22 protein-coding genes and 1 pseudogene are annotated in these 24,222 nt (G+C 70.1%); 8 read left to right on the forward strand and 15 right to left on the reverse strand.

Annotation, left to right across the window (positions count from 1 at the left end; all coding sequences use genetic code 11):
- The 3 genes and pseudogenes from ACFZBP_RS32420 to ACFZBP_RS32430 form a co-directional block, all read right to left on the reverse strand.
- Nucleotides 1-94: pseudogene (locus tag ACFZBP_RS32420) on the reverse strand (PadR family transcriptional regulator); the annotation flags it as partial.
- 105 nt (nucleotides 95-199) lie between these two features.
- Nucleotides 200-466 (reverse strand): hypothetical protein, encoded by a 267-nt coding sequence (locus ACFZBP_RS32425; protein WP_383458045.1) that lies wholly within the window; start codon nucleotides 464-466, stop codon nucleotides 200-202.
- A complete protein-coding gene (locus ACFZBP_RS32430) occupies nucleotides 463-1,356 on the reverse strand; it encodes an SPFH domain-containing protein (RefSeq protein WP_391419074.1) in 894 nt (297 codons plus the stop codon). Before ACFZBP_RS32430 ends, ACFZBP_RS32425 begins: the two co-directional genes overlap by 4 nt.
- A 355-nt stretch (nucleotides 1,357-1,711) precedes the next feature.
- Between ACFZBP_RS32430 and ACFZBP_RS32435 the strand changes: the two genes are divergently transcribed.
- Nucleotides 1,712-4,111, forward strand: a complete 2,400-nt coding sequence (locus tag ACFZBP_RS32435; protein WP_391418372.1) for a transglycosylase domain-containing protein — start codon at nucleotides 1,712-1,714, stop codon at nucleotides 4,109-4,111.
- A gap of 79 nt (nucleotides 4,112-4,190) precedes the next feature.
- Here ACFZBP_RS32435 and ACFZBP_RS32440 read toward each other — a convergent pair whose 3' ends face one another.
- The 4 genes from ACFZBP_RS32440 to ACFZBP_RS32455 form a co-directional block, all read right to left on the reverse strand.
- Nucleotides 4,191-6,332, reverse strand: a complete 2,142-nt coding sequence (locus ACFZBP_RS32440; protein ID WP_383458037.1) for a SpoIIE family protein phosphatase — start codon at nucleotides 6,330-6,332, stop codon at nucleotides 4,191-4,193.
- A 280-nt stretch (nucleotides 6,333-6,612) separates the two neighbouring features.
- Nucleotides 6,613-7,308, reverse strand: a complete 696-nt coding sequence (locus tag ACFZBP_RS32445) for a DUF402 domain-containing protein (RefSeq protein WP_391418377.1) — start codon at nucleotides 7,306-7,308, stop codon at nucleotides 6,613-6,615.
- Nucleotides 7,309-7,391: 83 nt separating this feature from the next.
- Complete coding sequence (locus tag ACFZBP_RS32450; RefSeq protein ID WP_391418380.1) at nucleotides 7,392-8,780, reverse strand: aspartate ammonia-lyase; 1,389 nt, start codon at nucleotides 8,778-8,780, stop codon at nucleotides 7,392-7,394.
- A 307-nt stretch (nucleotides 8,781-9,087) separates the two neighbouring features.
- Nucleotides 9,088-10,755 carry a FumA C-terminus/TtdB family hydratase beta subunit gene (locus tag ACFZBP_RS32455; RefSeq protein WP_391418383.1) on the reverse strand — a complete coding sequence of 556 codons (1,668 nt, stop codon included), beginning with the start codon at nucleotides 10,753-10,755 and terminating at the stop codon, nucleotides 9,088-9,090.
- Between the two features lie 202 nt (nucleotides 10,756-10,957).
- Here ACFZBP_RS32455 and ACFZBP_RS32460 point away from each other — a divergent pair, with 202 nt between their 5' ends.
- Together ACFZBP_RS32460 and ACFZBP_RS32465 are read left to right on the forward strand one after the other, a co-directional pair.
- Entirely contained in the window at nucleotides 10,958-11,641 is a 684-nt protein-coding gene (locus ACFZBP_RS32460) for a DUF1707 domain-containing protein (protein WP_391418387.1), read from the forward strand.
- A gap of 175 nt (nucleotides 11,642-11,816) precedes the next feature.
- The gene (locus tag ACFZBP_RS32465) at nucleotides 11,817-12,197 is read left to right on the forward strand and encodes a WhiB family transcriptional regulator (protein WP_383458015.1); all 381 of its coding nucleotides are present in this window, start codon (nucleotides 11,817-11,819) and stop codon (nucleotides 12,195-12,197) included.
- A gap of 78 nt (nucleotides 12,198-12,275) precedes the next feature.
- On the opposite strand, the gene glpX is transcribed toward ACFZBP_RS32465, so the two are convergent.
- Nucleotides 12,276-13,313 carry a class II fructose-bisphosphatase gene (gene glpX / locus ACFZBP_RS32470; protein ID WP_062718430.1) on the reverse strand — a complete coding sequence of 346 codons (1,038 nt, stop codon included), beginning with the start codon at nucleotides 13,311-13,313 and terminating at the stop codon, nucleotides 12,276-12,278.
- Between the two features lie 128 nt (nucleotides 13,314-13,441).
- Between glpX and ACFZBP_RS32475 the strand changes: the two genes are divergently transcribed.
- On the forward strand, nucleotides 13,442-13,963 hold the full coding sequence (locus ACFZBP_RS32475) for a DUF4245 family protein (protein WP_391418393.1): 522 nt from the start codon (nucleotides 13,442-13,444) through the stop codon (nucleotides 13,961-13,963).
- Nucleotides 13,964-14,080: 117 nt separating this feature from the next.
- Here the strand turns inward: ACFZBP_RS32475 and ACFZBP_RS32480 are convergent, their stop codons facing one another.
- From ACFZBP_RS32480 to xseA, 3 genes are all read right to left on the reverse strand, one after another.
- The gene (locus tag ACFZBP_RS32480) at nucleotides 14,081-14,671 is read right to left on the reverse strand and encodes a malonic semialdehyde reductase (RefSeq protein ID WP_391418395.1); all 591 of its coding nucleotides are present in this window, start codon (nucleotides 14,669-14,671) and stop codon (nucleotides 14,081-14,083) included.
- Between the two features lie 148 nt (nucleotides 14,672-14,819).
- Nucleotides 14,820-15,050 (reverse strand): exodeoxyribonuclease VII small subunit, encoded by a 231-nt coding sequence (locus tag ACFZBP_RS32485; protein WP_383458003.1) that lies wholly within the window; start codon nucleotides 15,048-15,050, stop codon nucleotides 14,820-14,822.
- 9 nt (nucleotides 15,051-15,059) lie between these two features.
- The gene (gene xseA / locus ACFZBP_RS32490) at nucleotides 15,060-16,292 is read right to left on the reverse strand and encodes an exodeoxyribonuclease VII large subunit (protein ID WP_383458001.1); all 1,233 of its coding nucleotides are present in this window, start codon (nucleotides 16,290-16,292) and stop codon (nucleotides 15,060-15,062) included.
- Between the two features lie 320 nt (nucleotides 16,293-16,612).
- Here xseA and ACFZBP_RS32495 point away from each other — a divergent pair, with 320 nt between their 5' ends.
- Together ACFZBP_RS32495 and ppgK are read left to right on the forward strand one after the other, a co-directional pair.
- Nucleotides 16,613-17,638 carry a 4-hydroxy-3-methylbut-2-enyl diphosphate reductase gene (locus tag ACFZBP_RS32495; RefSeq protein WP_383457998.1) on the forward strand — a complete coding sequence of 342 codons (1,026 nt, stop codon included), beginning with the start codon at nucleotides 16,613-16,615 and terminating at the stop codon, nucleotides 17,636-17,638.
- A 29-nt stretch (nucleotides 17,639-17,667) separates the two neighbouring features.
- Nucleotides 17,668-18,417, forward strand: a complete 750-nt coding sequence (gene ppgK, locus ACFZBP_RS32500) for a polyphosphate--glucose phosphotransferase (RefSeq protein ID WP_391418400.1) — start codon at nucleotides 17,668-17,670, stop codon at nucleotides 18,415-18,417.
- Between the two features lie 43 nt (nucleotides 18,418-18,460).
- Here the strand turns inward: ppgK and ACFZBP_RS32505 are convergent, their stop codons facing one another.
- Nucleotides 18,461-18,922: a DUF6542 domain-containing protein gene (locus tag ACFZBP_RS32505; protein ID WP_383457992.1), complete on the reverse strand. Its 462-nt coding sequence runs from the start codon at nucleotides 18,920-18,922 to the stop codon at nucleotides 18,461-18,463.
- Between the two features lie 631 nt (nucleotides 18,923-19,553).
- Between ACFZBP_RS32505 and ychF the strand changes: the two genes are divergently transcribed.
- A complete protein-coding gene (gene ychF / locus ACFZBP_RS32510) occupies nucleotides 19,554-20,642 on the forward strand; it encodes a redox-regulated ATPase YchF (RefSeq protein ID WP_383457987.1) in 1,089 nt (362 codons plus the stop codon).
- Nucleotides 20,643-21,136: 494 nt separating this feature from the next.
- Here the strand turns inward: ychF and ACFZBP_RS32515 are convergent, their stop codons facing one another.
- Together ACFZBP_RS32515 and ACFZBP_RS32520 are read right to left on the reverse strand one after the other, a co-directional pair.
- Complete coding sequence (locus ACFZBP_RS32515; protein ID WP_391418406.1) at nucleotides 21,137-21,556, reverse strand: PIN domain-containing protein; 420 nt, start codon at nucleotides 21,554-21,556, stop codon at nucleotides 21,137-21,139.
- Complete coding sequence (locus ACFZBP_RS32520; protein ID WP_383457982.1) at nucleotides 21,553-21,792, reverse strand: type II toxin-antitoxin system VapB family antitoxin; 240 nt, start codon at nucleotides 21,790-21,792, stop codon at nucleotides 21,553-21,555. The genes ACFZBP_RS32515 and ACFZBP_RS32520 overlap by 4 nt, the downstream gene beginning before the upstream one ends.
- A 363-nt stretch (nucleotides 21,793-22,155) precedes the next feature.
- On the opposite strand from ACFZBP_RS32520, the gene ACFZBP_RS32525 reads away from it, so the two are divergent.
- Nucleotides 22,156-22,377: a hypothetical protein gene (locus tag ACFZBP_RS32525; RefSeq protein ID WP_391418409.1), complete on the forward strand. Its 222-nt coding sequence runs from the start codon at nucleotides 22,156-22,158 to the stop codon at nucleotides 22,375-22,377.
- Between the two features lie 377 nt (nucleotides 22,378-22,754).
- Here the strand turns inward: ACFZBP_RS32525 and ACFZBP_RS32530 are convergent, their stop codons facing one another.
- Nucleotides 22,755-24,005, reverse strand: coding sequence for a BTAD domain-containing putative transcriptional regulator (locus tag ACFZBP_RS32530; RefSeq protein ID WP_391418411.1), 1,251 nt, complete (start codon nucleotides 24,003-24,005; stop codon nucleotides 22,755-22,757).
- Nucleotides 24,006-24,222 lie beyond the last annotated feature (217 nt).

Here is a 24,222-nt window from a genome sequence, read left to right on the forward strand (position 1 = left end):
CGTGACCGAACTTCTCGTCGAAGGCCCGCTTCAGGTCGTAGCCGTGGCGCGGGCCGGTTTCCAGGAGCCCCAGGAGGGTGTGACCGATGGACATGAGCAGGACAGTACACGGGGTGTATACGTCGTATGTATACGCCCAGTGTGGAGATCATGGCGCTGGGTGCGAAGGGCCAGGTGGGGGCCCATTGTCACGGTTCTGCTACTGCGACTCGGGGGGCTGCGCGGGAGGTCGGCCGCGCCGTGGGATCGGCTTGGCCTCGCCCGGCAGCCGGCCCGCCTCCGCGAGGGCCCGCCGCAGCAGGAACTCGATCTGCGCGTTGGCCGAGCGCAGCTCGTCGCCCGCCCACCGCGCGAGCGCCTCGTACACCGACGGGTCGAGCCGCAGCAGGACCTGCTTGCGCTGCTGCGGCCGACGCCGAGGCGCCGACTCGGCGGAGTCGTCGAACGGATCGGAGGGTGCCGTCACTGGTAGAGCGTCCCGGTGTTGAGGACCGGCTGCGGGGCCCGGTCGCCGCACAGCACCACCATCAGGTTGGACACCATCGCCGCCTTGCGCTCCTCGTCCAGCTCCACGATGCCCTGCTCGGAGATCCGCGCGAGCGCCGCCTCGACCATGCCCACCGCCCCGTCGACGATCTGCCGCCGCGCCGCGACGACCGCCCCGGCCTGCTGTCGCTGGAGCATCGCGGAGGCGATCTCGGGAGCGTACGCGAGATGAGTGAAGCGCGACTCGATGATCTGCACCCCGGCCGCCTCCACGCGCGCGTGCAGTTCGACGGCGAGCTTCTCGGTGATTTCCTCGGCGTTCCCGCGCAGCGAGAGACCGCCCTCGTCATGGGCGTCGTACGGGTACTCGATGGCGATGTGCCGCACCGCCGCCTCGGTCTGGGTGGAGACGAACTCCAGGAAGTCGTCCACCTCGAACGTGGCCTGCGCGGTGTCCTCGACCTTCCACACCACCACCGCGGCGAGCTCGATCGGGTTGCCGTAGGCGTCGTTGACCTTCAGTACGGCCGTCTCGTGGTTGCGGACCCGGGTCGAGATCTTCGTACGCGAGGTGAAGGGGTTCACCCAGCGCAGCCCGTCCTCCCGGATCGTCCCCCGGTACCGCCCGAAGAGCTGCACGACCCGCGCCTCACCCGGCGCGACCATGTTCAGCCCGCACATGGCGAGGAGCGCGGCGATGGCGATCAGGACGCCGGAGATGATCAGCGCGGCTTGGCCGCCGGCCCCGGACACCGCCGAGGCGCTCACGATCAGCCCCGCCCCGACCAGCAGCCCGACGAGGCCGAGCAGCAGGGCGAGCCCGCCGCCGATGCTGTGCGCGGTGAACTCGCGGACACGGGGGGCCGGCATCTCGGGGACGTCGGGGGCCGTCGGTGCGGTGGTGCTGCCGGATGTGGCGTCGGTCTTGTCGGTCAGGTCCTTCGGCATGGGTGATCCCCCGTCTCCTCCCGAAGCCGCGGGTGGCGTTCTCCGCGGCTTCCTTATCTCGGATCTAGCTAAGTGATAACAGATTACCCCTTCCGGGCAACCCTATGCACGCTTCAGCCGTCGGTTCCGTTGGGACAGGTGCTGATTGTCACGTCCCCAAAAGCCCGGATCGACAGGGCTTTGTCACAACTTCCGGTGTTAGCTTTCTGAGCTGACCTGAGCGGCGAACCTGTGTGGCAGAAGCGCACACAAGAACGAAGCGGAGCGGAACGGACCCATGGGACGAGCGGAAGACAGACGAGCGCGACAGCGCGGTGGCCGCCGCGCGGCGCCCCGGCGTCCGTCCGGGTCGCCGTCGGCCGCCGGGGCGGACCCGTCGGCCACCGTCATCGGGACGCCGTCGGCCGGCACGGGCGGCCGTGCCGCGGCCCGGCGGGCGGCCAGGTCCGGGGGCAAGGGCGGTGACGGCAAGGGGCGCATACGCCGGCTCTTCACCTGGAAGAAGATCCTCGGCACGTTCCTCGGCACGTGTCTGCTCGCCATCGCCGCGTTCATCGGGCTGTACCTGTACGTGGACGTGCCCAGCGACAACGCCGCGGCCCAGGCCGCCCAGCGCCAGAGCAACGTCTACAAGTTCAGCGACGGCACGACGACCCTGGCCCGCGCCGGCACGGTCAACCGCGAGATCGTCGACCTGTCCAAGGTGCCGAAGAAGGTCCGCTACACCTTCGTCGCGGCCGAGAACAAGTCGTTCTACAACGACAACGGCATCGACCTGAAGGGCACGGCCCGCGGTGTGCTCAACACGCTGATGGGCAAGGGCGCGCAGGGCGGTTCGACGATCACCCAGCAGTACGTGAAGAACTACTACCTCAGCCAGGAGCAGACGGTCAGCCGCAAGCTCAAGGAGATGGTCATCTCCCTGAAGGTCGACCGCCAGATGTCCAAGGACGACATCCTCGCCGGCTACATCAACACCAGCTACTACGGCCGCGGCGCCTACGGAATCCAGGCCGCCGCCCAGGCCTACTACCGCGTCGACGCCGACAAGCTCACCGTCGAACAGGGCGCGTACCTCGCCGCTCTGCTCCAGGCGCCCAGCCAGTACGACTGGCAGGCCGCGTCCGAGACCGGCAAGAAGCTGGTCACGGCCCGCTGGAACTACGTCCTGGACAACATGGTCGAGGAGGGCTGGCTCGACAAGTCCGAGCGGCAGGGCATGACGTTCAAGGAGCCGAAGGAGCCGAAGCCCGCCGCCGGCCGGGAGGGCCAGAAGGGCTACCTGATCGAGCTGGCCAACGAGCAGCTCATCACCCAGCTGATGAAGCAGGAGGGCATCCCGCGCTCCCAGGCCGAGGCCGAGGTCGTCGACCAGGGCTGGACCATCACCCTGAACATCGACAAGAAGAAGCAGACGCAGCTGGAGAAGGCTGTCAAGGCGCAGCTCACCAGCAAGCTGGACAAGAAGAAGCGGCCGGTCGACGCGGACGTCCAGGCCGGTGCGGTCTCCGTCGACCCCAAGACCGGCAAGATCGTCGCGCTGTACGGCGGCGTGGACTACTTCAAGCACTACACGAGCAACGCGACCCGCACCGACTACCAGCCCGCGTCGACGTTCAAGCCGGTGATCCTGGCCGCCGCCCTGGACGAGGGCGCGCGGACGCAGTCCGGCAAGCCGATCACCGCGAACACGATCTACGACGGCACCAGCAAGCGCCCCGTCGTGGACAGCGACGGCGACAAGGTCGGCTTCGCCCCCGAGAACGAGGACGACCAGAACTACGGCCCCATCACCGTCCAGAAGGCGATGAACCAGTCGGTCAACTCCGTCTTCGCGCAGATGGGCGTCGACGTCGGCATGGAGAACGTGATGGACATGGCCGGCAAGCTCGGCATGGACACCGCCAAGGAGCAGGTCGTACCCGCGCAGACCCTCGGCACCATGGGCGCCAGCCCGCTGCAGATGGCCGGCGTGTACGCGACCCTCGACAACCACGGTGAGAAGGTCACCCCGAGCATCATCAAGAAGGCCGAGCACAACAGTCGTACGGTCGACATCCCGAACCCGATCGGCGAGCAGGTCATCAGCCGTGAGGCCGCCGACTCGGTGACCTCGGTGCTGACGGGCGTGGTCGACGACGGTACGGCGCAGCGGGCCGTGGCGAACAACCCCAAGCGCGACGGCCAGAAGGTCGCCGGCAAGACGGGTACGTCCGACGACAACAAGTCGGCCTGGTTCACCGGCTACACCCCGGACCTGGTCACCTCGGTGGGCCTGTTCGGTGAGGACGACAAGACCCACGCGCAGGCCAAGATGTACGGCGCCGGCGGCAAGGACCGCGTCAACGGCGGTGGCTTCCCGGCGGACATCTGGGCGGCGTACATGTTCGGCGTGACCGACCCGGACGCCAGGTTCGACCTGAACACCGACCAGGGTGCCGCCGTCCAGCCGACCTGGACCCCGACCCCCAGCCAGGAGCCGACGACCCAGGAGCCGACGGAGGAACCGACGACTCAGGAGCCGACGGAGAAGCCCACCACGGAGCCCCCGACGGAGGAACCGACGACGGAGCCCCCGACGGAGGAACCGACGACGGAGCCGGCGCCGACGGCCCCGACGGACGAGCCGACGGATCCGATCACCCTGGACCCGGGCAGACCCGGAAACGACCAGTAGGACAACGCCCTCCAGGGGCGCGGGGAACTGCGCGACACGACGCATCCGCAGTCGGCGACGCGCAGTTCCCCTACGGCGTTCAGCCTCGATTCAACTCGAACCACACGACTTTCCCGGTGCTCAACCGCGTGGCCCCCCACCGCCGAGCCAGCCGATTGACCAGGTAGAGCCCCCGCCCACCTTCATCCGTGGCCCGAGCCTGCCGAAGCCGAGGCAACTGCGGCACGTCGTCCCCGACCTCACACCGCAGCACATCGGTCCGCAACAACCGCAACGTCACCGGCCGCGTGGCATACCGCACGGCATTCGTCACGACCTCGCTCACCAACAGCTCCACGGAATCGGAGAGTTCTTCGAGTCCCCACCGGGACAGCGCACGCCGGGCCAGCCGTCGGGCACGACCCGGCGCCGCGTCCTCCGGCTCCAGGAACCAGTACGCCACATCGCTCGGCGCGATCCCGTCGAAGCGGGCGGCGAGCAGCGCGATGTCGTCGTCCCGGTCGCCCGGCCCGAGCATGTCGAGCACCTCGTCGCACAGGGCCTCCAGCGGCGGCGGATGGTCCGGCCCGGTCAGCTGCGCGGTCGCGGCGAGCTTCTCGCGCAACTGCTCTATGCCGGTCCACACGTCACGCAGCCGCGACTCGACCAGACCGTCCGTGTAGAGGAGCAGCGTCGCTCCGGCCGGCGCGTCCAGCTCCACCGCCTCGAAGTCGACGCCCCCGACGCCGATCGGCGCGCCCGCGGGCACCCGCAGGACCTCCGCGCGGCCGCCCAGGTGCAGCAGGACGGGCGGCGGATGGCCCGCGTTGGCGATGGTGATGCGGTGCGAGACCGGGTCGTAGACGGCGTACAGGCAGGTCGCCATGCGGTCGGTGCCCAGGCGCTGGGCCTGCTCGTCGAGGTGGTGCAGGACCTCCTGCGGGGGCAGGTCGAGCCCGGCGAGCGTCTGGGCCGTCGTCCGCAGCTGGCCCATGATCGCGGCCGACGTCATGGAGTGGCCCATCACATCACCGACGACCAGTGCCACTCGGCTGCCCGGCAGCGGGATCGCGTCGTACCAGTCGCCGCCCACCCGGGCCGTCTCGGCGGCCGGGAGATAGCGGGAGGCGAGCCGTACGCCCGTCGGACGCGGCAGCGTCTCCGGCAGCATGGTGCGCTGGAGCTCGTCGGCGATGTACGCCTCACGGCCGTACAGCACCGCCTTGTCGATGCCGAGCGCGCTGTGCGTGGCGAGCTGGGCGGCGACCAGGAGGTCGTCGGGCTCGAAGGCGAGGCGGTCGGGGCGGCGCAGGAAGACGGCGGCGCCGATGACCCGGCGGCGGCCGCGCAGCGGCGCGAGGATCGCGCGCTGGCCGTCCGGGATGATCGACTCACCGTCCTCGCCGAGGAGTTCGGGCAGCGCGGCGCGGGCGGCGGGCGCGTCGGCGAAGACGGGACGTACGCCGCGCAGCACCTCGGCGAGTGCGCCGCCGGGCCGCACCTCGCACAGTTCGGCGGTGACCGTGGACAGTTCGGCCAGCTCGGGCGGCTCTGGCTGCTGCGGTGCGGGCAGGAAGCCGCCGCTGTCGGTGTCCCGCTCCTCCGGGATGCGGTCCGTGCGGCGCAGGCGCAGCACGACGGGACCCGTGGGCCGCTCGTCGCCGACCGGCAGCGGGTCGCGCAGATAGACGAGGATCGCGTCGGAGAAGGTCGGCACGGTCGCCCGGCACAGCCCCATCACGATCTCGTCCAGGTCTATGCCGCGGGCGATCCGCCGGGTGGCGGCGCCCACGAAGCGCAGCCGGTCCCCGTCCCGTCGCATAGGCGTGGGCCGGCCGGGCACGACGCCCTGTCCGGTGCGCCGCTCGGCGGACGACTGCGGCGGCTCGGTGCCGGGCTGCGGCGGGATGGCCTCGGGGACGGGCCGCGGCCGGTGCGAATCGGGCTCGGCGGCGACGGAGGGCTGCGAGTGCTCGGGGCCGTTGCCGGCGATGTCTGAGGGCTCCTTGCTCGGGCCGGACGGTGCGGTGGTGCCCGGCGTGGAAGGGGTCTCTCCGGTGCGCGCCTGCGTGGGTAAGGGCGTGCCCCCGCAGGCGTCGCCGCCAGGGGTGCGCGGTGGCGTGGAGGGCGTCGTCGACGGTGTCGAGGTACGCACGAGCGCCCCGCGGGGCTCCGCGGGGTCGACGCCCGTCTCGGGGCGTTCGAAGGAGATCGGCTGCTCCGTCACGCCTTTCGAATCCATCCGTCCGGGGCTGCGCGCCGCGCGTGCAGTTCGTCCCGCCGAAACTCCGATACCCGGAATACGTGCCCCAGGAACGGAATTTCCGCGTGACCAGAGGCAGTTCCTGTGCCGCCGGTGGGGCGTCTGCTGCCCCCGGCGGTGTCCTGGTAACCCTCGCTCACGTCCTGCCGCCCCTCGGTGACGATCGGTCAAGCCCGGCGCGCGCTCCGGTAGTTGCCGTCGATGCGCGTCCTTGCGGAGGACGATCCTACGTTTGCTGCCCGGGGGCGCATCAAGGGTCTCATGAGGTGATGTGCGCGGGCGTGCGATCCCAGTCCTCAGGCAAAGAAGGTACAGCCCAGGCGGGATCCGGTCGCCAGTGCTGCCAGCCGTCGGCGAACGGCGGTCCCCAGGAGCGGATCACCTCGACCGCCTCGCGGCCCGCCTCCCGGACCCGCGCGGCGAGCCGGTCGTCCACCAGCCCGTCCCGCTGGGCCTGCGCGAACTCGTCCTCGTCCCGCCAGTGCCAACTGCGGTCCGGGTGCACCGAGATGTCGAGGAAGTGGTCCTCGGAGTCCACCCCGCCCGTCCAACGGGCCAGCGGCTCCTCGAGGTTCACGTACCAGTTCTTGAACCGCCACCCGGGCTCCCAGAACAGCCACACCGACCACGGCTCACCGGGCCGCGCCAGCTTCAGCACCCCGGTCCCGAACCAGCGGTCGCGCTGGACGGTACGCGGCTTGGTGTACCGCGTCTCCAGCGGTTCCTCGTGCACGGACGTCCCGTCGGCGAGCACCGGTTTCACACACTCCGTGCCCGGAGCGAGCCATACGGCGAGGATCTCGTGGTCGTCCCGGACGACGGTGACGGGGCGCGCGATGTGGAAGCGACGGCCGGCGTTCTCCCGGTACCGCCACAGGATCTGTGTCCCGGGCGCCCAGGATCCCGTCGAGCCGCCCGCTTCCACTTCCGTCGTCACCGCTCCACCGTCTGCCATGTACAGATATTAGGTGCCACAGGCATACGACGCTGCGGCAAGCGTCGTGGTTCACCGCACCGCGACGAACGCGCGACCAGTCGTTACGGCCGTGTCATCCGCAGGACATCGAGGGCCTCGTCCAACTGCTCCGTCGTGAGGTCCCCGCGCTCCACGTACCCGCCCTCCAGGACGACTTGGCGGATGGTCTTCCGCTCCGCCAGCGCCTTCTTGGCGACCTTGGCCGCCTCCTCGTACCCGATGTACTTGTTGAGCGGCGTCACGACGGACGGCGACGACTCGGCGTACTCCAGGGCCCGTTCCCGATGGGCGACGATGCCGTCGACGGTCCGGTCGGCCAGCAGCCGGGAGGCGTTCGCGAGCAGCCGGATCGACTCCAGGACGTTCTTCGCGATGACCGGCAGCATGACGTTCAGCTCGAAGTTGCCCGCGGCGCCGGCGGTGGCCACGGTGGCGTCGTTGCCGACGACCTGCGCGGCGACCATGAGGACGGCCTCGGGGATGACGGGGTTGACCTTGCCGGGCATGATCGACGATCCGGGCTGCAGATCGGGAAGGCTGATCTCGGCAAGCCCGGTACGCGGCCCGGAGGACATCCACCGCAGGTCGTTCGAGATCTTCGTCAGCCCGACGGCGATGGTCCGCAGCTGCCCACTGGTCTCCACGATCCCGTCCCGGGCGCCCTGCGCCTCGAAGTGGTCCCGCGCCTCGGTGAGCGGCAGCCCGGTGGCGCGGGCGACCTCCTCGATGACGGCGGCGGAGAAGCCGGGCGGTGTGTTGATGCCGGTGCCCACGGCGGTCCCGCCGAGGGGGAGTTCGGCGAGGCGGGGGAGTGAGGCGTGCAGCCGCTCGACGCCGTACCGCACCTGGGCGGCGTACCCGCCGAACTCCTGGCCCAGCGTCACGGGCGTGGCGTCCATGAGGTGGGTCCGCCCGGACTTCACGACGTCCCCGAACTCCTCGGCCTTGCGCTCCAGCGCGGCGGCGAGGTGTTCCAGCGCGGGGACGAGGTCCCGGGTGACGGCGGCGGTGGCGGCGATGTGGATGGAGGAGGGGAAGACGTCGTTGGACGACTGCGAGGCGTTCACATGGTCGTTGGGGTGGACGTCCCGGCCGAGGCGCTCGGTCGCGAGGGTGGCGATGACCTCGTTGGTGTTCATGTTGGACGAGGTACCGGACCCGGTCTGGAACACGTCGACGGGGAAATGCTCGTCCCACCGCCCCTCGGCGACCTCGCCGGCCGCCTCCTGAATGGCCTCGGCGATGTCCTTGTCGAGCACCCCGAGCCGCGCGTTCACCTTGGCGGCGGCGCCCTTGATGCGGGCGAGGGCCTCGATGTGGGCCCGCTCGATGCGCTGGCCGGAGACCGGGAAGTTCTCGACGGCACGCTGCGTCTGGGCCCGCCACTTGGCGTCCGCCGGGACGCGGACCTCGCCCATGGAGTCGTGCTCGATGCGGTATTCGTCGCTCATACCGTCTCTAGCGATCGGGACGGCGGGGATGTTCCGGGCTTGGGCCACGCGGGGCTTCGACCCCGGGTCGATCTTCGGGTGCGGGCCGGTGGGGGCTGGTCGCGCCCACGCGGCGGAGCCGCATATCGACACAGCCCCGCGCCCCTTTCTGGGGCTCCGCCCCAGACCCCGCTCCGATCTTCCAGCCCGTCCGGCGTTTGAGGACGAGGCCCGCAGGGCCGACCGCGGGGGTCCGGGGGCGCAGCCCCCAGGGATGGGACGGGTAGGGGCGGCGGGGGCGAGAAACGGCCCCGCCGCGCCGCAAGGGCTACGCCAGCCCCGGCCCCCGTACCGGAATGGACGTGAACGTCGGCGCCGGTGCCGGGTCCTGGAAGAAGTCGTTGCCCTTGTCGTCGACGACGATGAAGGCCGGGAAGTCCTCGACCTCGATCTTCCAGACGGCCTCCATGCCGAGCTCCTCGTACTCGACGACCTCGACCTTCTTGATGCAGTCCTGGGCGAGCCGCGCGGCCGGCCCGCCGATGGAGCCGAGGTAGAACCCGCCGTGCGCGTCGCACGCGTCGGTGACCTGCTTGCTGCGGTTGCCCTTGGCGAGCATGACCTTGGAGCCGCCAGCCGCCTGGAACTGCTCGACGTAGGAGTCCATACGGCCGGCCGTGGTCGGGCCGAAGGAACCGGACGCGTACCCCTCGGGGGTCTTCGCGGGACCGGCGTAGTACACCGGGTGGTCCTTCAGGTACTGCGGCATCTCCTCGCCCGCGTCGAGCCGCTCCTTGATCTTGGCGTGCGCGATGTCACGGGCCACGACCAGCGGCCCGGTGAGCGAAAGCCGCGTCTTGACCGGGTACTTGGTCAGCTCCGCGAGGATCGTCTCCATCGGCTGGTTCAGGTCGATCTTCACCACGTCGGACGACTCGTCGAGGTGCTCGTCCGTCGTCTCCGGCAGGAACCGCGCCGGGTCGGTCTCCAACTGCTCCAGGAACACACCCTCGGCGGTGATCTTCGCGACGGCCTGACGGTCGGCCGAGCAGGACACGGCGATGGCGACCGGGCAGGAGGCGCCGTGCCTGGGCAGCCGCACCACACGCACGTCGTGGCAGAAGTACTTGCCCCCGAACTGCGCCCCGATCCCGATCTTCTGCGTCAGCTCGAAGACCTTCTCCTCAAGCTCCTTGTCCCGGAACCCGTGCCCGAGTGGCGAGCCCTCGGCAGGGATCTCGTCCAGGTAGTGCGCGGAGGCGTACTTCGCGGTCTTGAGGGCGTACTCGGCGCTGGTACCGCCGACCACGATCGCCAGGTGGTACGGCGGGCACGCGGCCGTACCCAGCGAACGGATCTTCTCCTCCAGGAACTTCATCATGGAGGCCTCGTTCAGGACGGCCTTCGTCTCCTGGTAGAGGAAGGACTTGTTGGCCGAACCGCCGCCCTTCGCCATGAACAGGAACTTGTACGCGCCGCCGTCGGTGGCGTACAGCTCGATCTGGGCCGGCAGGTTCGACCCGGTGTTCTTCTCCTCCCACATGGTGAGCGGAGCCATCTGCGAGTAGCGCAGGTTGAGGTTCAGGTACGCGTCGTAGATGCCCTTCGACAGGGCTTCCTCGTCGCCGCCCTCGGTCAGCACGTTCTGCCCGCGCTTGCCCATCACGATCGCCGTGCCGGTGTCCTGGCACATCGGCAGCACACCCGCCGCCGCGATGTTCGCGTTCTTCAGCAGGTCCAGCGCCACGAACTTGTCGTTGCTGGAGGCCTCGGGGTCGTCGATGATCCGGCGCAGCTGCGCGAGGTGGGCGGGGCGCAGGTAGTGCTGGATGTCGTGGATGGCCTCCTCGGCGAGCTTGCGCAGCGCCTCGGGCTCCACCTTGAGGAACGTCCGCCCGTCGGCCTCGAAGGTGGAGACACCTTCGGAGGTCACCAGCCGGTACGGGGTGGTGTCCTCTCCCATGGGGAGCAGATCGGTGTACGCGAACTCAGGCATGTCGCCCATTCCTCACTAAACAGACAGCGCGGCTGGCCTCCGTTGGCAGCGTCCACCAGCGTAGAACCTGCCACTGATGACGAGCTTGTGAGGTAAGGCTCAGTTCGAGGCCCAGTCGCCCTCCGGGGGGCTCGCGGCGGCATGCGCAGACCGTCATCCACAGGGGCTATCGCGATCTATCGTGTTTCGGTACGCTGCTGCCGTGGACCTTCAGAAGCAGACCGCACCCGCTGCCGCCACCGAGCTCCGTGCCTCCGACGCCGACCGCGACCGGATCACCGACATCCTGCGCGACGCCCTGGCCGAGGGCCGCCTCACCGCCGACGAGCACGCCGAGCGCGTCGAGGGCGTGCTGACGGCCAAGACGGTGGGTGAACTGGATGTCTTCATACGGGACCTGCCCGCGGCCCATGCGCGCCGCGCCCCGCACATCCCCGCCCCCGGCCGCCCCGCCCCGGCCGCGATACCGGCCGACCCCGACGACAACGTGGTCGCGGTCTTCAGCAGTGCCGTCCGCAAGGGCCGCTGGCGCGCGGGCCGCCGCATCCACGCGTACGCGATCTTCGGCAGCGTCGAGATAGACCTCAGCGAGGCCCTCTTCGAGTACCAGCAGGTCGTGATCCGGGCGATCTCGGTCTTCGGCAACGTCGAGGTCCGCGTCCCGGAGAACGTCTCGCTGCGCGGCACCGGCGGCGGTGTCCTCGGCAACTTCGAGGTGGACCACCTCGACGCCGAGGACCCCCGGGCGCCGGTCGTCCACGTCGACGGCTGGGCCGTGCTGGGCAACATCGAGGGACGGCCGAAGCGGGGGAAGGTGGTCGCCGACATCCTCGACCGGGTTCAGCGCAAGGTCGACAGGAGTTTGCGCAAGCACCTGGATCGTTGACGGTTGTGAATCGGACCGGCTTCCACCGCGCCTTTCGGCCGTTGCGGACGCCCGGGACAAGCGTGCCGAACCCCCTGAGATCCAGCGGATCGGAACTCCCTGCATAGGCGCGCGCACAGCGGGTAGACCTTGCTGCATCGTCTCTCGCTCGCGAAGCCGTCGTCAGGAGTAGACCGTGCTGCAACCGCCGCATTCGTCCCTGCAGGTAGCTGCCGTTCCGGCCCAGCGGGTGCCAGTGCGAGACAGGGACCAAGACGCCCCATGGCACACGGAAGCCGTGTGCCGCCGCGACGAGGCCGGCCTGTTCTTCGCCCCTTCGAAAGAGCCCACCGCGGCCCGACTCTCCCGCGAGGAGGCGGCCAAGCGGGTCTGTGCCCGCTGCCCGGTCATGGTCGAGTGCCGCGAACACGCCCTCCTCCAGCCCGAGCCCTACGGCGTTTGGGGCGGCCTGACCGCGGCCGAACGCCGAGTGGTCCTGGCCAGGCGCCGCCGCCGCGAGATGGAACTGAAGAAGGCGGCACGTGCGACGACGAACCGCATAGCGCAGGCGGGCTGACAGCAGGCAAAGCGATGGGCGCCCCCTCCGCACCGGGGGCGCCCATCGTCCTTGACTTCGTCGGCGGCCGCGGCCTGCCTACTTCGCGCGGTCGAAGTCGATCGCGCTGTAGGCCCGCAGCTTGCTCAGCCGGTGCTCGGAGTCGATCCGCCGCACCGTCCCCGACTTCGAGCGCATCACGATCGAGTCGGTCGTCGCGTTCTCCGACCGGTAGCGCACCCCGCGCAGCAGCTCGCCGTCGGTGATGCCGGTCGCGACGAAGAACACGTTGTCCCCGGCGACCAGGTCGTCCGTCAGCAGCACCCGGTCGAGGTCGTGGCCGGCGTCGATGGCCCGCTGGCGCTCCTCGTCGTCCTTCGGCCACAGCTTGCCCTGGATCGTGCCGCCGAGGCACTTCACCGCACAGGCCGAGATGATCCCCTCCGGCGTACCGCCGATGCCGAGCAGCATGTCGACGCCGGTGCCCTCGCGCAGCGCGTAGATCGAGCCCGCGACATCGCCGTCGGAGATCAGCTTGATGCGTGCACCGGCATCCCGGATCTCCTTGATGATGCCCTCGTGCCGGGGCCGGTCGAGGATGACGACGGTGACGTCCTCGGGCGTGGACCGCTTCGCCTTGGCGACCCGGCGGATGTTCACGGACACGGGCGCGTCGATGTCGACGAAGTCGGCGGCCTCGGGGCCGGTGACCAGCTTGTCCATGTAGAAGACGGCGGACGGGTCGAACATGGACCCCCGGTCCGCGGCGGCGAGCACGGAGATCGCGTTGGGCATGCCCTTCGCGGTCAGCGTGGTCCCGTCGATCGGGTCGACGGCGATGTCGACCTCGGCGCCGGTCCCGTCGCCGACCCGCTCCCCGTTGAAGAGCATCGGCGCTTCGTCCTTCTCGCCCTCACCGATGACGACGACGCCGTTCATCGACACGGTGTGGACGAGGGTCCGCATGGCGCGCACCGCGGCACCGTCGGCGCCGTTCTTGTCGCCGCGCCCGACCCAGCGGCCCGCGGCCATCGCCGCCGCCTCGGTCACACGGACCAGTTCCAGGGCGAGGTTGCGATCGGGGGCTTCACTGGGTACTTCGAGCTCGGACGGCAAATGATGATGATTCTCGGTCATCGGAGCGCACCTTTCTGATACGACGACGGCCGGATGAGGGTGACCGCCCTGACTCTATCCTCGGGCGCGCAGAATGAGCAGGGGGCCCCACGGATGAGCAGGCCAGGGCACCTGCGACGATAGGGGGCGTGGCAGGTTCGAACGGCAAGCAGAAGTCGGTCCGCAACATGGTGCTCTCCCTGGGAGTGACCGTGCTCGCGGCGGGAGTCATCTATCTCTTCGTTCCCCATGAGGACGGCGAGCCCGACCTCCCGCGGGTCGACTACCGCGTCGAGCTGCTCACGGCCCGCCGTGCGGCGTCGTACCCGGTGGTCGCGCCCCAGGGGCTGCCCGACAGCTGGAAGCCGACGTCGGTCCGCTTCAAGGGCGCCGACTTCGACGCCTGGCACCTCGGCTTCCACACCTCGGCCGGGGAGTACGTCCAGGTCGAGCAGTCGGCCGAGAAGCCGTCGACGTTCCTGGAGAAGGCCACCCAGGGCGGGCGGGCCACCGACGTCACCGAGAAGATCGGCGAACGGACGTGGACGCGCTACACCGGCGGCCGTTATGACGCGCTCGTGCACCAGGAGAAGGGCGCGACCACGGTGGTGGCGGGCACGGGGTCGTTCGAGCAGCTGACACAGATGGCGAAGGCGCTGAGGGCGGAGTGACCTGAAGGCGGAGTGACCGGGTGGTCGGACCGACCGGACGGCGACCGGACCGGCCGCGGATGACGAAAAGGCCCTCGGCGTGCAGCCGAGGGCCTCTGTCGTGCGGGTCGGTTCCGCTCAGATGGTGGTGATGACCTGGTCGTACTCCAGGCGCGGGGAGCGCGGGTACCAGGCGTCGGCGCCCGGCTTGCCGATGTTGACGACCATCAGCGGGGTGTGGTCGTCGTCCAGGAACTCCTTGCGGACGCCCTCGAAGTCGAAGCCGGTCATCGGTCCGGCGGCCAGCCCGGCGGCGCGGATGCCGACGATGAAGTACGCGGCCTGGAGGGCGGCGTTCATCCCGGCGGCGTTCTCACGGGCCGCGCGCTCGCTGAAGAAGACGTCCTTGGCCTGCGGGAACGCCGGGAACAGGGCCGGCAGCTCCTCGTGGAACTCGTTGTCCGCGGACAGGATCGCGACCAGCGGGGCGGCGGCGGTCTTGGCCTGGTTGCCCTCGGCCATGTGCTGCACCAGACGCTCACGGGCCTCGGCCGAGCGGACCAGGGTGATGCGCAGCGGGGTCTGGTTGAAGGCGGTGGGGCCGTACTTGACCAGGTCGTAGATCGCCTGGATCTGCTCCTCGGTCACCGGCTCGTCGGTGAAGGTGTTCGCGGTACGGGCCTCGCGGAACAGCAGGTCCTGGGCGGCGGGGTCAAGAACGAGAGACATGCGGAACTTCCTAGAGGGTGACGCCTGGGTCCTTACCGGACCGCGGTCCGGATCGGCTGACGTCACGAAGGTACGCCAAGGAAGGTTGACGCTTCAACAATAACCCGGGTGTAGTGATCCGCTTCACAGCAGAACGTCACCCGTACGGCTACTCGTCGCCCTCTTCCTCGGCCTCGCGCTCCTCGGCCAGCGCCGCGTCCAGCCGCGCCCGCGCCCCGTCCAGCCAGCGCCGGCACACCTTGGCCAGCTCCTCGCCCCGCTCCCAGAGCGCCAGGGACTCCTCCAGCGTCGTACCGCCCGCCTCCAGCCGCCGTACGACCTCGATCAGCTCGTCCCGGGCCTGCTCGTACCCGAGTGCCTCTTCCACCTTGCTGGTCATTCGCCCACCCTATGCATCGCTTCGTGCGTCGCTTCGTGCTTCGACTCGTACGGAGAACTCGCCCTCGGCGACGCGCGCCCGGAGCGCCTCGTCCGCCGTCACCTCGCCCGGGTCCCGCACCACATGCCCGTCGGCCCGCTGCAGCACCGCATACCCCCGCTTCAGGGTCGCCGCGGGGGAGAGGGCCACCACGCGCGCGTGCGTGTGCGTCAGTTCGGAGCGGGCGCGGTCGAGGAGGTGGCCGACGCAGCGGCGGCTGCGGTCGAGGAGCGAGGCCACGTGATCGGCGCGCTCGTCGATCATCCGGTGCGGATCCTCTATCGACGGCCGCGCGAGGGCGTGCGCGAGCCCCCGCTCCTCGCGCTCGACGAACGCCTCGACGCAGCGCCGGGCCCGGTCGCGCAGCATCCGCACCCGCTCGTACTCCTCGCCCACGTCCGGCACGACCTTCTTGGCGGCGTCGGTAGGAGTGGAGGCGCGCAGGTCGGCGACGTGGTCGAGGAGGGGGTTGTCGGGCTCGTGCCCGATCGCGGAGACGACCGGGGTGCGGCAGGAGGCGACGGCCCGCACCAGCTGCTCGTCGGAGAACGGCAGCAGGTCCTCGACGCTGCCGCCGCCGCGGGCCACGATGATCACGTCCACGGCGTCGATCTCGTCGAGCTCCTTCACCGCCTGTACGACCTGCGGCACGGCGTGCACGCCCTGGACGGGGACGTTGCGTACCTCGAAGCGGACCGCCGGCCAGCGGTGGCGGGCGTTCTCCAGGACGTCCCGCTCGGCCGCCGAGGCCCGGCCGCAGACCAGGCCGACGAGCTGCGGGAGGAAGGGCAGCGGCTTCTTCCGCTCGGGCGCGAAGAGACCCTCGGCGGCGAGGGACTTCTTCAGCATCTCCAGCCGGGCGAGGAGCTCGCCGACGCCGACGGGCTTTATCTCGGTGGCGCGCAGGGAGAGCTGGCCGCGCGGGGCGTACCACTCCGGCTTGGCGAGCACGACGACCCGGGCGCCCTCGGTCACCACGTCGGCGACGGCGTCGAACACCTGCCGGTACGCCGTCACGCTCACGGAGATGTCGTACGACGGATCCCGCAGCGTCAGGAACACGACGCCGGCGCCGGGCCGCCGCGACAGCTGGGTGATCTGCCCCTCGACCCACACCGCCCCGAGCCGGTCGATCCACCCCCCGATGAGCCGCGACACCTCGCCGACGGGCAGGGGCGATTCGGGAGACGTGTTCACAGCCATGCGCCGAGCGTAACGGCCACCACCGACAACCCGGCCCAGCCAACAGGTGTTCTTCGCCCCCGCCGCCCCTACCCGTCCCATCCCTGGGGGCCGCGCCCCCAGACCCCCCTGATCGGCCCTTCGGGCCTCGTCCTCAAACGCCGGACGGGCTGAAGTATTCAGCCCCTCCGGCGTTTGAGGAGCGGGGTCTGGGGCGGAGCCCCAGAAGGATGGGACCGGTAGGGGCGGCGGGGGCGAAGAACGCCCCTCACAACCCACGGTCAGTCCGTGCACCAACCCGTCACCCACGCGATCTTCGACCCGCCGGACGCACCCTTACGATGGGACGCATGACTGCTTCGCCTGGCCGCCGTGTCCTGCTCGCCGCCCCCCGTGGCTACTGCGCGGGTGTGGACCGCGCCGTGATCGCCGTCGAGAAAGCCCTGGAGCAGTACGGCGCTCCGGTGTACGTCCGGCACGAGATCGTCCACAACAAGTACGTCGTCCAGACCCTGGAGCGGAAGGGCGCCATCTTCGTCGAACGGACGGAGGAGGTCCCCGAGGGGAACATCGTGATGTTCTCCGCGCACGGCGTCGCCCCCGTCGTCCACGAGGAGGCCGCGCGCGGCAGGCTCGCCACCATCGACGCGACCTGCCCGCTGGTCACCAAGGTCCACAAGGAAGCCGTCCGCTTCGCGAACGAGGACTACGACATCCTCCTCATCGGGCACGAGGGCCACGAGGAGGTCATCGGCACGTCCGGCGAGGCACCGGACCACATCCAGCTGGTCGACGGCCCCGGCGACGTCGCCAAGGTCGAGGTCCGCGACGAGTCGAAGGTCGTCTGGCTCTCCCAGACCACCCTCTCCGTCGACGAGACCATGGAGACCGTCGACGCCCTGAAGGAGAAGTTCCCGCAGCTCATCTCCCCGCCGAGCGACGACATCTGCTACGCCACGCAGAACCGTCAGCTCGCCGTGAAGCAGATGGGCGCCGAGGCCGAGCTGGTCATCGTGGTCGGCTCCCGCAACTCCTCCAACTCCAAGCGGCTCGTCGAGGTCGCCAAGCTCGCCGGCTCCCGCGAGGCCTACCTCGTGGACTTCGCGAGCGAGATCGACGAGGCCTGGCTGGAGGGCGTGACCACGGTCGGCGTCACCTCCGGCGCCTCCGTCCCGGAGGTGTTGGTCGAGGAGGTCCTGGAGTGGCTCGCCCAGCGCGGCTACGGCGACGTGGAGCTGGTGAAGGCGGCCGAGGAGTCGATCACCTTCTCACTGCCGAAGGAACTCCGCCGTGACCTGCGCGAGGAGGCGGCCGCGCTGATCGCCGAGCGCACCGGGGCCACGGGCTCCGGCGACTCCGGGCAGTGACTGTCGGTCCCGCGTCGTAACGTAGGGCCATGCAGATCTTCGGCTTGGACATCGGTGGATCCGGGATCAAGGGCGCCCCGGTGGACCTCGACAGAGGCGACCTCGCTCAGGAGCGCTTCAAGGTGCTCACTCCGCACCCGGCCACGCCCGACGGGGTGGCCGACGGTGTGCAGCAGGTCGTCGAGCACTACGGCTGGACCGGGCCGGTCGGGCTCACCTTCCCCGGTGTGGTCACCGATGGATCCACGATCCGTACGGCGGCGAACGTCGACAAGAGCTGGATCGACACGGACGCGCGCGCGTTGTTCAGCGACCGCCTCGGCGGCCTGCCGGTGACCGTGGTCAACGACGCGGACGCGGCCGGTGTCGCCGAGATGCACTTCGGGGCGGGCCGCGACCGCCGGGGCACCGTGATCCTCCTCACCTTCGGCACGGGCATCGGCAGCGCGGTCTTCATCGACGGCCGCCTGGTCCCCAACACCGAGCTGGGCCACCTCGAACTCCACGGCCACGACGCGGAGAAGCGCGCCTCCAGCAAGGCCAAGGAGGACGAGGACCTGTCCTGGGAGCACTGGGCCCACCGGGTCCAGAAGTACCTCGCCCATGTCGAGATGCTGTTCTCCCCGGAGCTGTTCATCATCGGCGGCGGGGTGAGCCGCAAGTCCCACAAGTTCCTGCCGCACATCGAGGGCATCACGGCGGAGATCGTCACGGCGCAGCTGCAGAACAACGCGGGGATCGTGGGCGCGGCGATGCACGCGGCGGAGAAGGACGGCTGAGCGAGGGCGGGCCGTCGGCGGACGGGGAACCGCCGGCCGACGGTCACGTGACGTGTCGTCGCGCCGCCGCCCTGCGTGCCACCAGGCGGACCCGTCGTACGAGCACGATGAGACCGGCGATCAGCGTCCCCCCGTACAGCCACCCGGCCTGGGTGGCGAGGGCGGTGAACAGCCCCATCAGATGACCGCCGATCCCGCCGCCCTCGTCGGCCAGCGGAACGAGCCCCACCGCGAACGCGATCGGCAGCACCACCGGCGCGGTCATCAGGTCGACCCGGCGCACCCAGACCGCGGTCAGCACGCACACCGGCACGAACAGCACGCTGTACACGGTGAGCGACGACCCGAGCAGCAGCGCGTCGAGGTGACCGAGCAGGAACATCACGGCACCGCAGAACAGGCCGCAGCCGAGGCCGGTGAGCCGCGGGTCGGGGAACCGGCGTAGGGCCTGCCGTACGGGGTGCGGCGCCCCGGAGCGCGGTACCGCCCCCGCCCTCGCCGGCACCGGGGTTGTGCTCGGCCGGCGCTGGGCGACGGGCCGGGTGGCACGGACGGGCTGGGCGGACGCGGAAGGCCGCGGCGGCCGGCTCCCCTGACCGTGACCGGGACCGGACGACCGCGACGCCCAGACGGACCGCCCGCCCGGATCCCGCCCCCCGCTCACCCCCCTCGCACGGCTCGCACCGCTCACACCGCCCACCTCCGGCGTCCACCCGCCCCCGTCACGCCTCGCACGCCCCTCGCCCCGCACCACACCGTCCCCGTCGCCGTTCCCGTACGGCGCGCACCCGCGCTCACCCAGCCCCGCACCACCCCCACCCCGCCCCGCCTGCGGCGGCAACGGTGGCGGAGTACCGCGTCGCGATCCGAACCCGGCAGGTCGCGCCCTGTCCTGCTCCACCGGTCCAACCTAGGTCGGTTTATGTGGCGAATTCGCCCTCGGACACACCTTGGGGCGGACCTTGGCCAGGTGTTCGATACGGCGCCCGGGGCCCGACCCGGTACGCCGTAGACTGGTGGATCGGCCCGTACATCTGCGTCGTCGGCATCGTGTGCAGCATCTGCAGCGAAGATCGAGGAAGGACCGGGCCCCAGCCCCGCCCCCTGAAGTCCTCTCACGTACGGGAAGTCGCAACGTGTCGCTCACGATCGGAATCGTCGGTCTGCCGAATGTCGGCAAGTCGACCCTGTTCAACGCCCTGACCAAGAACGACGTGCTGGCGGCCAACTACCCGTTCGCCACGATCGAGCCGAACGTGGGCGTGGTCGGCGTCCCGGACCCGCGGCTGGCGAAACTGGCCGAGATCTTCTCCTCCCAGAAGATCCTCCCGGCGACCGTCGACTTCGTCGACATCGCCGGCATCGTGCGCGGCGCCTCCGAGGGCGAGGGCCTGGGCAACAAGTTCCTCGCGAACATCCGTGAGTCCGACGCGATCTGCCAGGTCATCCGCGCCTTCAAGGACGAGAACGTCGTCCACGTCGACGGCAAGGTCTCGCCCAAGGACGACATCGAGACGATCAACACCGAGCTGATCCTCGCCGACCTCCAGACCATCGAGAAGGTCCTGCCCCGGCTTCAGAAGGAGTCGCGGATCAAGAAGGACATCGCGCCGAAGGTGAAGGCCGTCGAGGAGGCCAAGGAGATCCTGGAGAAGGGCGACACGCTGTTCTCCGCGGGCATCGTCCAGGGCTCCGGCAACGAGGAGCTCCTGCACGACCTGCACCTCCTGACCACCAAGCCCTTCCTCTACGTCTTCAACGTCGACGAGGACGAGCTGGTCGACGACGACTTCAAGGCCGAGCAGCGCGCCCTGGTCGCCCCTGCCGAGGCGATCTTCCTCAATGCCAAGCTGGAGGCGGACCTCGCCGAGCTCGACGAGGAGGACGCGATGGAGCTCCTGGAGTCGGTCGGCGCCGAGGAGCCCGGCCTCGCCACCCTCGCCCGCGTCGGCTTCAACACCCTCGGCCTCCAGACCTACCTCACGGCCGGCCCCAAGGAATCCCGCGCCTGGACCATCAAGAAGGGCGCCACCGCCCCCGAGGCCGCCGGCGTCATCCACACCGACTTCCAGAAGGGCTTCATCAAGGCGGAGGTCATCTCCTTCGCCGACCTGGTGGAGACCGGCTCGGTGGCGGAGGCCCGCGCGAAGGGGAAGGCGCGCATGGAGGGCAAGGAGTATGTGATGCAGGACGGGGACGTGGTGGAGTTCCGCTTCAACGTGTGAATGATTCCGCCCCCTGGTTCTGCGCGATGAACGTGCAGGCCAGGGGGTGTTTTTTTGTGTGCTGTGAGCGATGGACGTCGTGGGTACCGGGGGGACGTTCAAAGGGTTGAGTGGCGGTGGCGGGTTTCGCGTTTTCGCAGGTCGGCGGCGTGACAGGGGCAGCGGGGGCGATGAGTGACTGTTCGGTCACCGTCACGGTGGCTGGGTTTTGGGTGGAGAAGGCGACGTCCTGTCAACTGTTCGCAGATGGTTCGCCGCGGGTGGGGCGGCGTTGCGGCGGCATCTCGGGGCCTTCGCGCCAAGTGGTTGCGGTGGTGCCGTCGACTCCACGTCTCGGTGGGCCCGTGGTCTCGGCGGGGTCGGCAGCGGGGTGGGCCCGGGCTCTGCGTGCCGTGGTGGGCGGTCCGGGTGTGCGGCGTTTGTATTGCCTGGAGTGAAGTAGACGCAGCGCGGATTCGGGGCGCTGTAAGTGGCGTACCGGCTGGTGGGGTGGTTCAGGGAACGCTTCCGGGTTCGACGACCCACTGGGAGGGGTGGCCGGTGAGGCCGGCGATCATGTCGAAGTCGCCGTCGTAGTGCAGGACAGTGGCTCTGTGGCGTTCGGCGCAGGCGGCGATGATGAGGTCGGGGATGGACAGAGCCCGGTGGAAGCCGCGGTCCAGAGCGGCGCGGTGGAGTTCCTTGGCGCGGTCCCAGACCTCGTCGGGGCAGGGGAGGTGGTCGAAGCCGGAGAGCATCTCCTGGAGTTCGTCGGCCTCCTTGCGGTCGCGGGCGCTGTGCAGAAGTTCCATTTCGGTGACGGCAGTGACCGCCAGGAGCCCGCGCTGGTCGAGCTCGTCCAGGACGAGAGCGACAGCAGGGTTGCTCCAGCGGGCGAAGGCGGACTTGTCGAGGAGGAAGTGAGCGGCAGTCATGCGGTGTCGGCCGCGGACGAGCTGTCGGCGGTGTGGTTCTTGGGGCCGCTGCCCTCGATGATCTCCGAGAAGTCGAACCGTCCGGCCTTGATGGCATCGATGCCCCGGCGGCGCCGGCCGCGCTTGGCAACATCGAGGAGGGCCTCACGGATGGTGGCGGCCTTGGTGGTGGTGCCCAGCAGGTCACGCACTTCTTCGAGGACCGCGTCGTCGATCTCGACCAGGGTCTTGGACATGTCGGGCCTCCCTTCGGATGATGGACGGAAGGCAAATTATATCGTTTCGGTCGCGAAAACTATATACCCAGTTTGGGGTGGTGATGGCGTCGAAGTGGCGCTCCCTGCCGTTTCCGGTGGGTTGGATCCTCACTGATTCTGCGTAGCTTCCATGTTCGGCCGCGTACGGTACCCCTCGGTCTCCGGCCCCGAGGCGGGTTCCCCGGGCCGCGGGTCCGGCCAGTACGGTCGCGTGGTGATGCGTGATGAAGCTGAGTCGCTGGCCGTCGCTCCCTTGGCGCCTGGGGTGCGGAGCGGGGTGAGGCTCTCGACCCGGTGGCCGCGGATGCGGTGGTGCATCTGCTGGCGCTGAATGGGGCCAGGGTGCGTGACGGGCTGCCCGAGGTGACGCCCGATCTGGTGCGGGTGGTGCTCCTGGAGGCGTTGCCGCAGTTTCTGCCCGCCTCGGCCTGTGCGGAAGGGGCTGCGCTGGAGGTGCTGCGGGTGCTCGGGGACCGGACCCGGGCGGACGGGCGGCTCAATGCAAGAGGCATGCACGGCTGCGGGAAGCGGTCGATGCCTGTGCCGGGGAGCACCAGAGGCTGATGACCGACCCGCGTGAGCTACAGGAGGCGCGGTCCGGGGGTTGGCAAAGCCACAAAAGGGATGCGTCGGGAGTGATGGTTGCCCACTTGCTGGCCATACGTCGACCACGGCGCGATACGGCATGGGTGTGGAGGGCTCGGCTGGGACGGAGTCGGCAGTCACGGCCCGTGGGCGGGCGGGGTGCGCCGCTCACGACGGCTGGATCCCGGCTGGATCCGCCCCGGCTCTCCGGTGTTTACGCAGGTCAAAAATCTGGGCCCGATGTTCCGCTTCAACGTCTGAACTCCACCACCCTGCTGATGTGGTGGAGTTCAACGCCAAAGTACAAGTAGCCGACGGAGCCGCGGTGCTGGCCGCCCGCGCTACTGAAACTCGGCCTAGACGGTGATCGTGGTGAACCGCGGCACGGCGTTGTCCCACCCGGGCCACAGCCCCTGGGACCCCGTACGTGCCGTGAGGACGATGAGCAGCGGCGTCCGCCCCGCCTCCGCCACGATGTCCCCGACGCACTCCGGTACGAGGTGCCCGGCCTGGTGCAGGCGCTCGGCGACGGCCACCATGGGGCGCTCGGGCCTGGCGCGGCGCAGTGCGGCCCGCAGGTCCTGGTCGAGGTCGGCGCCGTCGGGGCCGGGCCGGACGTGCCAGACAGTGGCCCGGTCGTCCTGCTGGAGCTCGCTCATGAGCCGGGCGACGAGCGCGGCCTGGCGTTCCTCGGCGTCGCCGGTGAGGGCCACGACGTGGGGGCGGTTCTGCCGCCGCACCAGGTCCAGGAGGGCGTGCAGGACGTCGAGTTCGGGGTCGGTGCAGGGGCGGGGCGTCGTGGTGCCGCGTGGGTCGGAGGTGTCGTGAGAGGCGAGGACGGGATCCTGGGTGAGGATGGCGCCGTGGAGGTCCTGGAGCTCCAGGCTGGGGTCGGTGCCGAAGTCGTCGCGGAGCCGCTGCTGCAGCCGATCGTATGTGCGCAGAGCCTCGTCGCGGCGGCTGGAGCGGCAGAGGGCGATCATCAGGAGCCGTTGGGCGCGCTCGCGGCAGGGATGGGCGGCGGCGACGCCCTCCAGGCGGTGGATGACCTCGTACGGCCGTCCGTTGGCCAGTTCGGCCTCGCAGTACTCCTCGAGGGTGTGCAGCCAGGCCCCGTCGATCGCGGCCATCTGGGGCCAGTCGGTGCCGGAGCAGGCGAGTTCCTCCAGGGCCCGGCCGCGCCAGAGTCCCAGGGCGCCGCGCAGGAGCCGGGCGGCTTCCTCGGTGTCGCCGGCCGCCAGGGCGTCGCGTCCTTTGTCGGCGAGGGCGCGGAAGCGTGTCAGGTCGATGTTCTCGGGGGCTGTCTTCAGGAAGTAGCCGGAGCCCTGGCTGGTGAGGGAGGCGACGTGTTCGGGCACGCCGGCGCGGGCGAGGACGCCGCGCAGGGCCGAGATGGCGTTCTGAAGGATCTTGCGGGCGGTGGCGGGCGGCCTGCCGTCGGGCCAGAGCACGTTCATCAGGTCGGCGGTGGGGACGACGTGGTTGGCGTTCAGGAGCAGTAAGGCGAGGACGAGCCGCTGGTTCATGCCTTTCAGCGGCAGCCGGCCGTTGATGGTGGTGATCTCCAGTGTCCCCAGCAGGCGGAAGGAGACACCGCGTTCGCTCATGACAGCGGTGCGCGGGCGCGGCAGGTGCGCTGGTCCGCCCGGCCCTCGTCCGTGCAGGGCGGCCGTGGTCGTGACGGCGGCCGCGGTCGTCGCGGTGGTCGCGACGGGCCGGCCGGCCGGGACGGTGGACAGGTTCGGTCTCGCAATGGACTGGCTCAGCACAATATTCCCCCGTGTCGAGCCCTCCCTCGTGGGAGGGCGTGGCACCGGAGGCGGC

It is taken from the genome of Streptomyces sp. NPDC008086 (assembly GCF_042957325.1).
Classification (GTDB): Bacteria; Actinomycetota; Actinomycetes; order Streptomycetales; family Streptomycetaceae; genus Streptomyces.

What these genes read in the sequence shown, in the direction of transcription:
- ACFZBP_RS32430 (WP_391419074.1), bottom strand. Translation starts at nt 1,356, where the DNA reads ATGCCGGCCCCCCGTGTCCGCGAGTTCACCGCGCACAGCATCGGCGGC.
- ACFZBP_RS32435 (WP_391418372.1), top strand. Translation starts at nt 1,712, where the DNA reads ATGGGACGAGCGGAAGACAGACGAGCGCGACAGCGCGGTGGCCGCCGC.
- ACFZBP_RS32440 (WP_383458037.1), bottom strand. Translation starts at nt 6,332, where the DNA reads ATGGATTCGAAAGGCGTGACGGAGCAGCCGATCTCCTTCGAACGCCCC.
- ACFZBP_RS32445 (WP_391418377.1), bottom strand. Translation starts at nt 7,308, where the DNA reads ATGGCAGACGGTGGAGCGGTGACGACGGAAGTGGAAGCGGGCGGCTCG.
- ACFZBP_RS32450 (WP_391418380.1), bottom strand. Translation starts at nt 8,780, where the DNA reads ATGAGCGACGAATACCGCATCGAGCACGACTCCATGGGCGAGGTCCGC.
- ACFZBP_RS32455 (WP_391418383.1), bottom strand. Translation starts at nt 10,755, where the DNA reads ATGCCTGAGTTCGCGTACACCGATCTGCTCCCCATGGGAGAGGACACC.
- glpX (WP_062718430.1), bottom strand. Translation starts at nt 13,313, where the DNA reads ATGACCGAGAATCATCATCATTTGCCGTCCGAGCTCGAAGTACCCAGT.
- ACFZBP_RS32480 (WP_391418395.1), bottom strand. Translation starts at nt 14,671, where the DNA reads ATGTCTCTCGTTCTTGACCCCGCCGCCCAGGACCTGCTGTTCCGCGAG.
- ACFZBP_RS32485 (WP_383458003.1), bottom strand. Translation starts at nt 15,050, where the DNA reads ATGACCAGCAAGGTGGAAGAGGCACTCGGGTACGAGCAGGCCCGGGAC.
- xseA (WP_383458001.1), bottom strand. Translation starts at nt 16,292, where the DNA reads ATGGCTGTGAACACGTCTCCCGAATCGCCCCTGCCCGTCGGCGAGGTG.
- ACFZBP_RS32495 (WP_383457998.1), top strand. Translation starts at nt 16,613, where the DNA reads ATGGGACGCATGACTGCTTCGCCTGGCCGCCGTGTCCTGCTCGCCGCC.
- ppgK (WP_391418400.1), top strand. Translation starts at nt 17,668, where the DNA reads ATGCAGATCTTCGGCTTGGACATCGGTGGATCCGGGATCAAGGGCGCC.
- ACFZBP_RS32515 (WP_391418406.1), bottom strand. Translation starts at nt 21,556, where the DNA reads ATGACTGCCGCTCACTTCCTCCTCGACAAGTCCGCCTTCGCCCGCTGG.
- ACFZBP_RS32520 (WP_383457982.1), bottom strand. Translation starts at nt 21,792, where the DNA reads ATGTCCAAGACCCTGGTCGAGATCGACGACGCGGTCCTCGAAGAAGTG.
- ACFZBP_RS32530 (WP_391418411.1), bottom strand. Translation starts at nt 24,005, where the DNA reads ATGAGCGAACGCGGTGTCTCCTTCCGCCTGCTGGGGACACTGGAGATC.